This is a genomic window from Bacillus sp. AP8 (assembly GCF_000321185.1).
Classification (GTDB): domain Bacteria; phylum Bacillota; class Bacilli; order Bacillales; family DSM-1321; genus Bacillus_AD; species Bacillus_AD massilioanorexius.
This window is the reverse complement of sequence record NZ_CAPG01000056.1, coordinates 34,012-45,822: the sequence shown is the minus strand read 5'-3', so window position 1 is coordinate 45,822 and position 11,811 is coordinate 34,012. Positions and strand designations below refer to the sequence as shown.

Genomic DNA, 11,811 nt, shown 5'->3' with positions numbered 1-11,811 from the left:
AATGCTGAAGGAGAAGCTGCTGATGAAACGAGAAGGAAAGATTTATCGCAAAACGGGTGAAACGGAAGTGAATTTAAGTTTTGAAATAGATGGGGAAGGAATTTCAAAAATTGATACAGGGGTTCCTTTCATGAATCACATGCTCGACTTATTTACAAAGCATGGTCATTATAATCTGGATGTTAAAGCAAAAGGCGATATTGATGTAGATGACCATCATACAACAGAGGATATTGGAATATGTTTGGGGCAGGCACTTGTTCAAGCATTAGGTGATAAAAAGGGTATTAAACGGTACGGAAATGCTTTTGTACCAATGGATGAAACACTAGCGCAAGTTGTCGTTGATTTAAGCAATCGACCACATTTAGAATTTCGTGCCGAGCTTCCAGCTCAAAAGGTAGGAACATTTGATACAGAGTTAGTGCACGAATTTTTATGGAAGTTGGCTTTGGAAGCGAGAATGAATCTTCATGTTATCGTTCACTATGGTCAAAATACGCACCATATTATCGAAGCTATTTTTAAGGCACTGGCTAGGGCTTTAGATGAAGCGACGACGATTGATCCGAGAGTAAAAGGAATTCCTTCATCGAAAGGAATGCTATAAATGATTGGTATTATTGATTACGGGATGGGAAATCTCTTTAGTGTGAGTAAGGCATTAGAGCGTTTAGACGTCCAATATTTTATTTCTGATCAGGTAGCTGAGTTACAAAAAGCAGATGGTTTGATACTTCCAGGTGTCGGTTCCTTCAAGGATGCTATGACTCTTTTAAAAGAGAAAGAATTAGATGTATTTATTAAACAGTATACAAATAGTGGGGGTCTCTTGTTAGGAATTTGTTTAGGAATGCAGCTTTTATTTGATGAAAGTGATGAAAACGGCTACAGTGAGGGCCTATCTTTATTGTCAGGAAAAATTGTTCGTTTTAGTGGGGAAACCCCAAGTGGTGAAACATATAAAGTGCCTCACATGGGCTGGAATAGATTACATTTTAAGAGAAATGCAGCTATTTTAGCTAATTGTCAAGAAGACTTTGTTTACTTTGTCCATTCTTATTATTTACAAAGTAATGATCCTGAAGTATTTATTGCAACAACTAACTATTACGAAGAAGTACCTGCAATTGTAGGGAAAGAAAATGTAATGGGAATGCAGTTTCATCCAGAGAAAAGCAGTGAATTAGGAATGCAATTATTAGCGAATTTTATTGAGTTAGTTGAAAAGAAGGTGAAGGCATGAGTGCATTTACAATTTATCCAGCAATTGATATGAGAGGTGGAAAATGCGTTCGCCTCTTACAAGGTGATTATAATCAAGAAACGGTTTATGGCGATAGTCCGTTTGAAATGGCAAAAAGCTTTGTCGAGCAAGGAGCTAAATGGATTCATATGGTCGACCTGGATGGAGCGAAAGAAGGTCGTGGTGTCAATCATGAACATGTCATACGAGTAGTAAAAGAATTAGGTGTGAACGTTCAGATTGGTGGAGGAATTCGTACAGAAGAGGATATTCTTTTTTATTTAAATAACGGAATCAAACGAGTTATTTTAGGGAGTGTAGCTGTTTCTGATGTTGAATTCACTAAAGAAATGCTTAGAAAATACGGGTCATCCATTGCAATTGGTTTAGATGCCAAAGATGGAATGGTTGCCACTCACGGATGGTTAGAGACATCTAAAGTGTCAGCGATTGAATTGGGAAAAACGTTGGCAGAAGCAGGGGCAGAAGTATTTATTTTTACCGATATAGCAACTGATGGTACTTTAGCGGGTCCTAACGTTCGAGCAACAGAGCAGTTAGCTTTGGAAACAGGTAAAAGTGTGATTGCGTCTGGTGGAATTAGTAGTTTAGAAGATATTCAGCAGCTATCGAGTATTCAATCTTCTGGAGTATCAGGATCGATTGTAGGCAAAGCCATTTATAGTAATCGTTTTACGGTTCAACAAGCAATGAATTGTGTAGGTGGTGAAGAAAAATGATTACGAAACGAATCATTCCATGCTTAGATGTGAAAGAAGGACGCGTTGTAAAAGGTGTTCAATTTGTAAGTCTTAGAGATGCTGGAGATCCTGTTGAATTGGCGGAATTTTATGACAGCGAAGGGGCCGACGAGCTTGTTTTTCTTGATATTTCTGCTTCTCATGAAGGTAGAAAAACGATGGTGCAAGTCGTTCAGGATGTAGCTTCTCAGCTTGCTATTCCTTTTACAGTGGGTGGGGGAATCAATAGTTTAGAAGATATGAAACGAATCTTACGAGCTGGAGCAGATAAAGTATCGTTAAACACAGCTGCTGTTGAGAATCCATCTCTTATTAATGAGGGAAGTCAATATTTTGGAGCACAATGTATTGTCGTAGCAATAGATGCAAAATATGATGAAAAACTTGGCTCTTGGCGGGTGTTCACACATGGCGGTAGACGTGAGACAAGTCTTGATGTTATCGAGTGGGCGAAAGAGGCGGTAAATAGAGGTGCTGGTGAGATTTTACTTACAAGCATGGATTGTGATGGTGAAAAATCTGGCTTTGATTTAATTCTAACGAAGGCAGTTAGCGAAGCCGTGACGGTACCTGTTATTGCATCAGGTGGTGCTGGAAATGCCGAGCATTTTAAGGAGGCCTTTACGAAAGGGAAAGCAGATGCTGCATTAGCTGCTTCAATTTTTCATTATAAAGAAACATCTGTTAAAGAAGTAAAATCATATTTACAACAAGAAGGAGTGAACGTTCGATGAATGTTGAACAACTTAAATTTGATGATAATGGCTTGATTCCAGTGGTTGTACAGGATGTAACTACAAAAGAAGTATTAACCCTTGCTTATATGAATAAGGAATCTTTAAACAAATCGATAGAAACAGGACAGACATGGTTTTATAGTCGTTCCCGCCAGGAATTATGGCATAAAGGTGAGACAAGTGGACATACGCAAGACATTCAATCGATTTCATATGATTGTGATCAAGATGCGCTAGTGGTAAAAGTATATCCTAAAGGACCAGCTTGTCACACAGGTACTGTTTCTTGTTTTTCTAAGGTATTATTTGAAAAGAACTCGTCAACATTAGATGATAAAGAGGATATTCATTTTCTTTATGAACTGGAGGAGCTGATTTCACAAAGAGAGCAGGAACGTCCAGAAGGATCTTATACTACATACTTATTTGAAAAGGGTGTAGATAAAATTCTAAAAAAGGTTGGAGAAGAAGCTGCAGAAGTTATTATTGCTGCGAAAAATCGAAATCATGATGAATTGAAATGGGAAAGCGCCGATCTCTTGTTCCATCTTTTCGTTTTATTAAAAGAGCAAAATTTGTCTCTTTCAACCGTTATCTCGGTGTTAAAAGAAAGACATTTAAATAAATAAAGAGCTGATTAAAGACTTACTTACATTTATGACTTCCATAATATGTGAGTAAGTTTTCTTTTTTAATAAGACCTTGTTAGATTGCTGTTGATTTTAACAAGGGACTTTTTTGCTGCAGGACCGCTGCTCACAGAATACGGCACTTTACGCTTGAATCAGTTAACCTCTTTTGCTAATCTGAAGCAACAATCTTTTAGAAGTATGAGAAGTAACTGGAAAGGTCAGATTTACATATTTTTCTGGATGAGCTATCACTTAAACTATGATTTATAGACAATGGTACGTTTAGAAAGGACTTGATGGTTTTTCAGTGATTCAAACGTAAAATTATGGTATAATACATAGGTTAATCAACTTTAATACTGGAGGATTACATGGGTAAGGACTCTAAGTTTTGTCAAACAGCAAAGATTTTTTCTTTTCACCCTACGGGGGAATATTATTATAACAAAGGCCTAAAAGCATACCATCAGCAGGATTTATATAAAGCAAAGAAATATTTAGAAAGAGCTCAAGAACTAGAACCGTTAGAGCCGATGATTGCTTGTCAGCTTGCAATCGTATGTACTGATTTAGGTGAATATACACATTCCAATACTATCCTAGATAATATTATTACTAATTTAGATCCATATATGTATGAGTGTCATTATTTTCTTGCGAATAATTATGCCCATTTGGGAATGTTTAAGGAAACGTACAAACACGCACATGAATATTTGAGAAAAGAAATAGATGGGCAATTTGTAGATGATGCTGAGGATTTATTAGATTTAATTACATTTGAAAATAATGAATCGGAGGAAAGTCTCTTTGAACAAGATTCTCTAATTAACGAGCAAGAAAAAGCGAGGGAGCTATTAGAGGCAGGTAAATATGAAAGTGCGATAGAAGTACTAAATGCGACGATTAAAGACCATCCAGAATTTTGGTTTGCCTATAACAATTTAGCTTTAGCACATTTTTATTTAGGGGATCATGAGCGAGCTTTTTCAACATTGTATGAGGTCTTGGAAAAAAATCCTGGTAATTTACATGCTTTGTGTAATTTAGCTGTGTTTTATCATTTAGAAAAAGAAGAGGATAATGTGCAAGAACTTATAAAAGCACTTAAGAAAGTACGTCCGATTCTATCTGAACAACAGTATAAATTAGGAGCCACATTTGCATTAATAGGCGAATATGAATGGGCATATATCTGGTTAAAACAATTAGAAAAAGTAGGATACGATGGAGATGATACCTTCTATTATTGGTTATCTACTTGTGCCCATCAATTAGGTCTAGAAAGAAGTGCAAAACGAGCTTGGAAAAAGGTTTTGGAGCAGAATCCTGCGAAAGAAGGATTAGAACCATGGGGGGAAATTATCTCTAATATAGATGGATATGAGCAGCAAACCCCTATGATTTTGCATAAATTACAAAGTGAATCAAAAGTTGAACGATTATTTGGATTGTTTTTGTTGAAGCATAGTCCTCAAAAAAAGAAAATAGAGCAGCATCCTATTATTAAGTTGAATAGCTTAATGGATCTTGAAAAAAGTTATTTGCATTTGATTTGTCATAATCAATTAGAGGATCAATTTGTATCTGATATGGACGAAGTTGCGGAGCAATTATTTAATCATTATCAGCCTATTACTCATAAAGAAGAAGAGTTATATAAGCTGATGTTTTCATTGTGTATTGAAGCATTGAATAAGGAAATACCTTTAACAAATTCTAAGGCATGGGCAGCAGCATGTGACTATGCTTGGGGAAGAAATTTAGAACAGCCATTTACTCAAAAAGAAATAGCTGATAAATATAACATATCTCTTTCGTCTTTACGAAAGTATGTAAATAGTGTGAACAACCTTCTATAATAAGCAAATTTTTGGACGTTTACTTATTTGTTATATAGGATGAAGGTAGGGAATACTATTGGTTATCCTTTTGACTGGGGAATGGAAAATTGGGATTATGCAAATGTGAAGGAGTGACAATAATGTCTGAAGAAAAAATTTATGATGTTGTCATCATCGGTGCAGGTCCTGCAGGAATGACAGCAGCTGTCTATACATCGAGAGCAAATCTTTCTACACTTATGCTTGAAAGAGGTGTCCCAGGTGGGCAGATGGCAAATACGGAAGAAGTAGAAAACTATCCAGGATTCGATTCTATTTTAGGTCCAGATCTATCAACTAAAATGTTCGATCATGCTAAAAAATTCGGAGCAGAATATGCATATGGGGATGTAAAAGAAGTTGTTGACCATAAAGATTACAAAGTAATTGACTGTGGTTCAAAACAATTTAAAGCTCGCTCTATTATTATTTCTGCTGGAGCTCAATATAAAAAAATTGGTGTACCTGGTGAAAAAGAGCTTGGAGGACGCGGGGTATCATACTGTGCGGTATGCGATGGAGCGTTTTTCAAAAATAAAGAGTTGTATGTAATTGGTGGAGGAGACTCTGCTGTAGAAGAAGGCGTGTACTTAACTCGATTTGCTTCAAAAGTAACTATTGTGCATAGAAGAGATGAATTAAGAGCGCAAAAAATTCTTCAAGATCGTGCATTCGCAAATGACAAAATTGATTTTATCTGGAATCATACAGTTAAACAGATTAATGAAGAAAATGGTAAAGTAGGAAGTATAACTCTTGTATCTACTGTAAATGGTGAAGAACAAGAGTTAAAGGCTGATGGAGTCTTTATTTATATTGGTATGGAACCATTAACAAAACCTTTCCTTTCTCTTGGTATTACAAATGAAAATGGCTATATTGAAACGAATGAGCGCATGGAGACAAAGGTTCCTGGAATATTTGCAGCTGGGGACATTCGTGAAAAAACATTAAGACAAATTGTAACGGCTACTGGTGATGGAAGTATTGCAGCTCAGAATGCTCAACACTATGTAGAAGAGTTAATTGAAGCTCAAAAAGAAAAAGCAGAAGCTTAAATATTTCTTATAAATTAAATGAAATAACTGTAATTTCCATTTAATTACACTGTAATGTTGATGAAATAAAATAAGGGTATAATACAAATGAATTAGACCCCCTTTTATTTGCATTTTTCATTTGAAGACATAGGTGATGGCCTATGTCTTTTTTTTGTTACTAAATACATTTTATATCATGGATTATGTCACATGAATGATAGAGAGAATAATCTTTAATTGTTATTTTTAATAATTAAGAAAATTGACAAAAAATATAAGGTACATAGAAGATGCTGTTATCCTACGTTTATCGTACAATGAATGTAAGAGAAGGAATAGTTATTAGCGTTTTGCTGGGAATGCCCAACTTTCGTATTAGCATTAAAAATAGTATAATATATTGAATGCGTTTTCTGATAAAAGTATTGTTAATCTATACCATTAAAGCTAAAAGAAAGAGAGAAATCTCATTTGCAGTGATAAATGAAATAGAACTTCTCATAAAAAGTCCGATAGGGTACTAAAAGAGTCACGCATGTACTAGATAATGATATGAATGAAATTGAGACAATAACTGATAAAAACAAGTTTCGTTTTTAAAAGATAAGAAAGTAAATAACCAAAAAGAACCGGACGGTTTTTCTTATAGGGAATTGATTTGAGGTGAGGAACGTGCAACGTGTTACGAATTGTGTCTTAATAAAAGATGATCAGGTGTTGTTGCTACAAAAACCACGCCGAGGATGGTGGGTAGCTCCAGGTGGGAAAATGGAGCCAGCAGAATCAGTAAAGGATGCCTGTGTTCGGGAATTTAGAGAGGAAACAGGCATTTATGTAAAAAATCCAATCATCAAAGGCATTTTTACGTTTATAATGAAAGAAAATGATGTTGTGCAATCAGAATGGATGATGTTTACTTTTATAGCAAAAGATTTTGATGGCTATAATTTAGATGAAAGCGAAGAGGGTAAACTAGAATGGAAACCAATCGCTGAAATAAAAAATTTACCTATGGCTGAAGGTGATTATCATATATTAGATTATATGGTACACGGTAATGGACTTATTTATGGGACATTCACCTATACACCTGATTTTGAATTACTATCATATCGATTAGATCCTAATTAATAAAAGAATGGGGGATATATCATGACTACAGAATCTAACAAAGAGATATCACTTGTCATTATTACAGGGATGTCTGGTGCTGGAAAAACGGTTGCCGTTCAAAGCTTTGAAGATTTAGGGTATTTTTGTGTGGATAATTTGCCCCCTACCTTACTTCCGAAATTTTTAGAGTTAATGAAAGAATCCGGAAATAAAATGAGTAAAGTCGCATTAGTGATGGACTTACGTGGAAGGGAGTTTTTTGAGCATTTATCAAAGGCTTTAGATGAAATGACAGAAACAACGTGGATTAAGCCACAAATACTTTTCCTAGAAGCTGATGATTCCGCACTTGTTCGACGATATAAAGAAACAAGAAGAACACACCCTTTAGCTCCTATAGGACTGCCCCTTGAAGGTATTCAAATGGAAAGAAACATGCTTGAAGAGTTAAAAGGAAGGGCGCAAATTATTTACAATACTTCACAAATGAAACCACGTGAACTTCGTGAAAAGATTTTGAAACAATTTTCCTCTAATAATCGACCGGAGTTTTCGGTAAATATCATGTCCTTCGGTTTTAAACACGGACTTCCAATTGATGCAGATACGGTATTTGATGTGCGTTTCTTACCAAATCCTTATTATATTGAACATATGAGGCCTAAAACGGGGCAGGATGAGGAAGTTGCAAACTATGTTCTTAAATGGACAGAAACGCAAAAATTTATTGAAAAAGTAACAGATTTGTTAAGCTTTATGCTACCTTTCTATAAAAGAGAAGGTAAAGCTCAACTTGTTATTGCTATTGGGTGTACTGGGGGACAACATCGTTCAGTTGCACTCGCAGAATACTTAGGAAATTATTTTAAAGAAGATTATCATACTACTGTAACTCATAGGGAGATGAAGAATAGAAAGGAACCTGGCAATGAGAAATGATTTTCCTCAACCTAAGATTGTAATTATTGGCGGTGGAACAGGTCTTCCTGTTTTATTAAGAGGCTTAAAGCAATATCCTGTTGATATTACAGCTATAGTCACGGTAGCTGATGATGGGGGAAGCTCAGGGCGATTAAGAGATGAAATGCAAATTCCACCACCAGGTGATATTCGGAATGTATTAGCAGCATTATCAGATGTAGAACCTTTGATTGAACAAATGTTTCAACATAGATTTGGAAATACAAATGAGTTGTCTGGACATTCTCTTGGAAATTTAATTTTAGCCGCTATGACTTCGATAACGGGTGATTTTGTTCATGCAATTAGAGAAATGGGTAAAGTATTAAATGTAAGAGGAAAAGTATTGCCTGCATCCAATCATGGTATAGTTCTTCATGCTAGAATGGACGATGGTACTATTGTATCAGGAGAATCAAATATTCCAATAGTCGGTAAGAAAATACAAAAAGTTTTTTTAACACCTGAAGATGTACGACCACCTTCAGAAACTGTAACGGCTATTAGAGAAGCGGATTTGATTGTAATTGGTCCTGGAAGTTTATACACAAGTATTCTACCTAATTTATTAGTTCCTAATTTGGGAGAAGAAGTATGTAAAGCTAAGGCGAAAAAGGTCTATGTATGTAACCTTATGACGCAAGCTGGTGAGACATTAAATTTCTCAGCTAGTGATCATGTAAAAGCAATTTATGAACATTTAGGTATGCCGTTTCTTGATACAATCCTAGTGAATAATGAAGAGGTACCGGCGGAAATGAAGCTTCGATATAAAGAAGAGCTAGCACATCCGGTTCACTTTGATGTAGCGAGACTTTTAGAATTAGGATTAGATGTTGTACAAGAGCAAATTATGACGTTTGAAAAAGAATATATTCGCCACGATACAAAAAAAGTAGCAAATATTTTATTTCAAATGCTAATGGATGAAACCAAAGAGCTATCTGGTACGTAATAGGAAGTAAGAGCAACATACGACTTCATTTCCTTAAGACAGAAAGCGGAAGCGAAATACAGGAGGTGAGGGAATGTCATTTGCTTCTGAAACAAAAAAAGAACTAACGACACTAGAATTAAAGGATTGCTGTTCGAAAGTTGAATTATCGGCGCTTATTAGAATGAATGGCTCTCTCTCATTTTCTAATCGGAAACTAGTAATTGATGTTCAAACAGAAAATGCTGCAATCGCAAGAAGAATTTACACGCTTTTAAAAAAGAATTATGATTTGAACGTAGAATTGTTAGTTCGAAAGAAAATGAAATTAAAAAAGAATAATATATACATTGTTCGATTTTCTGAAAGAGCACAAGAAATATTGATGGATTTGAAGATATTGGGAGAAGGTTTTACTATTATCCATACTATTTCGAATGAACTAGTAAAAAAGAAATGTTGTAAACGTTCTTATTTACGTGGGGCTTTTTTAGCAGGTGGATCTGTAAATAATCCTGAAACATCTTCTTACCATTTAGAAATTTATTCGCTGTATAAAGAGCATAACGACGCATTGTGTGGCTTAATGAATAGCTTTGATTTAAAAGCTAAAACGCTAGAGAGAAAAAAAGGGTTTATCACATATTTAAAAGAGGCAGAGAAAATATCAGAGTTCTTACGAATCGTTGGAGCAAATAATGCTATTATGCGCTTCGAAGATGTACGAATCGTTCGTGACATGAGAAACTCGGTTAATCGTCTAGTCAATTGTGAAACCGCAAACTTAAACAAAACGATAGGTGCTTCACTAAGACAAGTAGAAAATATCCAATATATTGAAGCGACTGTAGGGTTATCGATTTTACCTGATAAATTGAGAGAAATTGCACAGCTACGAGTTGCTTATCAGGATGTTACTTTAAAAGAATTAGGCGAAATGGTGTCTGGTGGTAAGGTAAGTAAGTCAGGTATCAATCATCGCTTAAGAAAAATAGATGACATTGCCAATCGATTAAGGGCAGGAGAAACTGTTAAATAATGAATATGACATTTGGGGGAGAAAAACAATGATTGAGAAACAGGTTGAAGTACGATTAAAAACTGGTTTACAAGCAAGGCCAGCTGCATTATTTGTTCAAGAAGCTAACCAATTTTCAAGTGATGTTTTTTTAGAGAAAGATGGGAAAAAAGTCAATGCTAAAAGTATTATGGGGTTAATGAGTCTTGCTATAAGCTCGGGTACAAGTATTATTATTAGTGCTCAAGGTAAAGACGAGCAGAAAGCAGTAGATTTCTTAGTAGAATTCGTGCAAAATGATGCCTAATATAAATCTTGTAATTGGTGAGTATGTTTCTTCATTCTCCATTGGTTACAATAAATAAAAGGAGGTGGCGCCGACATACTAGAAAGTATGAATTGGTTGTCACCTCGTTTCTTTATAGTCAAAATAAAAACCTTACCCTCTAGTAGCTAGTTCCTTATAGAGGGTAAGGTTTAATGTGATCGCCACATATTTGTTCTTCAGTGACTTTCTTATTATTTGTCTTTTTTATCTTCAAGATCATTTCGTGTAATAACTTGGTCAATTAAGCCATATTCTAATGCTTTATGAGCTTCCATGAAATTATCACGTTCAGTGTCTCTTTGAATGACTTCAAGTGGTTGACCAGTACGTTCAGCTAAAATGCCATTTAATTTGTCGCGTAAGTGAAGAATACGACGAGCTGCAATTTCAATTTCAGTGGCTTGACCTTGCGCTCCACCTAATGGTTGGTGAATCATTACTTCACTGTTTGGAAGAGCATAACGTTTTCCTTTTTCACCTGCTGCAAGTAAAAAAGCACCCATTGAAGCAGCCATACCGATACAAATAGTAGAAACTTTTGGTTTGATATATTGCATTGTATCGTAAATTGCCATACCTGCAGTAATGCTACCACCAGGGCTATTTATGTAGATCGTAATATCCTTTTCTGGATTTTCAGCCTCTAAGAAAAGTAATTGTGCCACAATTGAATTTGCTACATTATCATCAATTGCACTACCAAGCATAATGATACGGTCTTTTAAAAGACGAGAATAAATATCATAAGCGCGCTCGCCACGGCTTGTTTGCTCAATAACTGTAGGGATTAAATTCATTTTATTGTTCCTCCTTGTATAGAGAATAATTAAACGCAATTCTTAATGAAATCGCTGTATCCATATGATACACTTTTTGGTCAATTTAGGTCAAACAAAAGCGTTGTATATCTCTTATATTTTCTTCGACAACTTATAACATCTTTCCCAATGTTCTAAAAAAATAAACATTTTTCAGGATTTTTTTATGATAAAGGAAACTATTGTAATTCGTGATATGAATTATATTTATATAATGAATGAGAGTAAAAAATCTAAGTTAAATGAATTGAAAATGTTAAAATAATCGGTTTTAGCTAATTTTTGAAGGTAACTATTATGTATGATGCATTTCAAAAATATTTTATTGAGATAATTTATGT

13 protein-coding genes are annotated in these 11,811 nt (G+C 35.1%); 12 read left to right on the top strand and 1 reads right to left on the bottom strand.

The features are described 5' to 3' along the window. Positions 1-22 precede the first annotated feature (22 nt). From hisB to BN349_RS14240, 12 genes are all read left to right on the top strand, one after another. On the top strand, positions 23-610 hold the full coding sequence (gene hisB / locus BN349_RS14295; RefSeq protein ID WP_019243009.1) for an imidazoleglycerol-phosphate dehydratase HisB: 588 nt from the start codon (positions 23-25) through the stop codon (positions 608-610). Next, positions 611-1,246, top strand: a complete 636-nt coding sequence (hisH, locus tag BN349_RS14290; protein ID WP_019243008.1) for an imidazole glycerol phosphate synthase subunit HisH — start codon at positions 611-613, stop codon at positions 1,244-1,246. Beyond that, positions 1,243-1,986: a 1-(5-phosphoribosyl)-5-[(5-phosphoribosylamino)methylideneamino]imidazole-4-carboxamide isomerase gene (hisA, locus tag BN349_RS14285; protein WP_019243007.1), complete on the top strand. Its 744-nt coding sequence runs from the start codon at positions 1,243-1,245 to the stop codon at positions 1,984-1,986. Before hisH ends, hisA begins: the two co-directional genes overlap by 4 nt. Continuing rightward, positions 1,983-2,741, top strand: a complete 759-nt coding sequence (hisF, locus tag BN349_RS14280; RefSeq protein WP_019243006.1) for an imidazole glycerol phosphate synthase subunit HisF — start codon at positions 1,983-1,985, stop codon at positions 2,739-2,741. Before hisA ends, hisF begins: the two co-directional genes overlap by 4 nt. Next, positions 2,738-3,373 carry a bifunctional phosphoribosyl-AMP cyclohydrolase/phosphoribosyl-ATP diphosphatase HisIE gene (gene hisIE / locus BN349_RS14275; RefSeq protein WP_019243005.1) on the top strand — a complete coding sequence of 212 codons (636 nt, stop codon included), beginning with the start codon at positions 2,738-2,740 and terminating at the stop codon, positions 3,371-3,373. Before hisF ends, hisIE begins: the two co-directional genes overlap by 4 nt. A 374-nt stretch (positions 3,374-3,747) precedes the next feature. Continuing rightward, entirely contained in the window at positions 3,748-5,238 is a 1,491-nt protein-coding gene (locus tag BN349_RS14270; protein WP_019243004.1) for a tetratricopeptide repeat protein, read from the top strand. Between the two features lie 122 nt (positions 5,239-5,360). Beyond that, complete coding sequence (trxB, locus tag BN349_RS14265) at positions 5,361-6,317, top strand: thioredoxin-disulfide reductase (protein WP_019243003.1); 957 nt, start codon at positions 5,361-5,363, stop codon at positions 6,315-6,317. A gap of 654 nt (positions 6,318-6,971) precedes the next feature. Beyond that, entirely contained in the window at positions 6,972-7,430 is a 459-nt protein-coding gene (locus tag BN349_RS14260) for an NUDIX hydrolase (RefSeq protein WP_019243002.1), read from the top strand. Between the two features lie 21 nt (positions 7,431-7,451). After that, on the top strand, positions 7,452-8,351 hold the full coding sequence (rapZ, locus tag BN349_RS14255) for an RNase adapter RapZ (RefSeq protein WP_019243001.1): 900 nt from the start codon (positions 7,452-7,454) through the stop codon (positions 8,349-8,351). Continuing rightward, positions 8,341-9,327, top strand: a complete 987-nt coding sequence (locus BN349_RS14250) for a gluconeogenesis factor YvcK family protein (protein ID WP_019243000.1) — start codon at positions 8,341-8,343, stop codon at positions 9,325-9,327. Before rapZ ends, BN349_RS14250 begins: the two co-directional genes overlap by 11 nt. Positions 9,328-9,400: 73 nt before the next feature. Further along, on the top strand, positions 9,401-10,345 hold the full coding sequence (gene whiA, locus BN349_RS14245) for a DNA-binding protein WhiA (protein WP_019242999.1): 945 nt from the start codon (positions 9,401-9,403) through the stop codon (positions 10,343-10,345). A 28-nt stretch (positions 10,346-10,373) separates the two neighbouring features. Next, the gene (locus BN349_RS14240; protein ID WP_019242998.1) at positions 10,374-10,631 is read left to right on the top strand and encodes an HPr family phosphocarrier protein; all 258 of its coding nucleotides are present in this window, start codon (positions 10,374-10,376) and stop codon (positions 10,629-10,631) included. A gap of 212 nt (positions 10,632-10,843) precedes the next feature. Here BN349_RS14240 and clpP read toward each other — a convergent pair whose 3' ends face one another. Further along, positions 10,844-11,449 carry an ATP-dependent Clp endopeptidase proteolytic subunit ClpP gene (gene clpP / locus BN349_RS14235; protein ID WP_019242997.1) on the bottom strand — a complete coding sequence of 202 codons (606 nt, stop codon included), beginning with the start codon at positions 11,447-11,449 and terminating at the stop codon, positions 10,844-10,846. Between the last annotated feature and the right edge of the window lie 362 nt (positions 11,450-11,811).

Excerpts from the sequence above, each read along its gene's own strand:
- hisF (WP_019243006.1), top strand. The coding sequence starts at position 1,983 with ATGATTACGAAACGAATCATTCCATGCTTAGATGTGAAAGAAGGACGC.
- trxB (WP_019243003.1), top strand. The coding sequence starts at position 5,361 with ATGTCTGAAGAAAAAATTTATGATGTTGTCATCATCGGTGCAGGTCCT.
- BN349_RS14240 (WP_019242998.1), top strand. The coding sequence starts at position 10,374 with ATGATTGAGAAACAGGTTGAAGTACGATTAAAAACTGGTTTACAAGCA.
- hisA (WP_019243007.1), top strand. The coding sequence starts at position 1,243 with ATGAGTGCATTTACAATTTATCCAGCAATTGATATGAGAGGTGGAAAA.
- whiA (WP_019242999.1), top strand. The coding sequence starts at position 9,401 with ATGTCATTTGCTTCTGAAACAAAAAAAGAACTAACGACACTAGAATTA.
- BN349_RS14250 (WP_019243000.1), top strand. The coding sequence starts at position 8,341 with ATGAGAAATGATTTTCCTCAACCTAAGATTGTAATTATTGGCGGTGGA.
- hisB (WP_019243009.1), top strand. The coding sequence starts at position 23 with ATGAAACGAGAAGGAAAGATTTATCGCAAAACGGGTGAAACGGAAGTG.
- rapZ (WP_019243001.1), top strand. The coding sequence starts at position 7,452 with ATGACTACAGAATCTAACAAAGAGATATCACTTGTCATTATTACAGGG.
- clpP (WP_019242997.1), bottom strand. The coding sequence starts at position 11,449 with ATGAATTTAATCCCTACAGTTATTGAGCAAACAAGCCGTGGCGAGCGC.
- BN349_RS14270 (WP_019243004.1), top strand. The coding sequence starts at position 3,748 with ATGGGTAAGGACTCTAAGTTTTGTCAAACAGCAAAGATTTTTTCTTTT.
- hisH (WP_019243008.1), top strand. The coding sequence starts at position 611 with ATGATTGGTATTATTGATTACGGGATGGGAAATCTCTTTAGTGTGAGT.
- hisIE (WP_019243005.1), top strand. The coding sequence starts at position 2,738 with ATGAATGTTGAACAACTTAAATTTGATGATAATGGCTTGATTCCAGTG.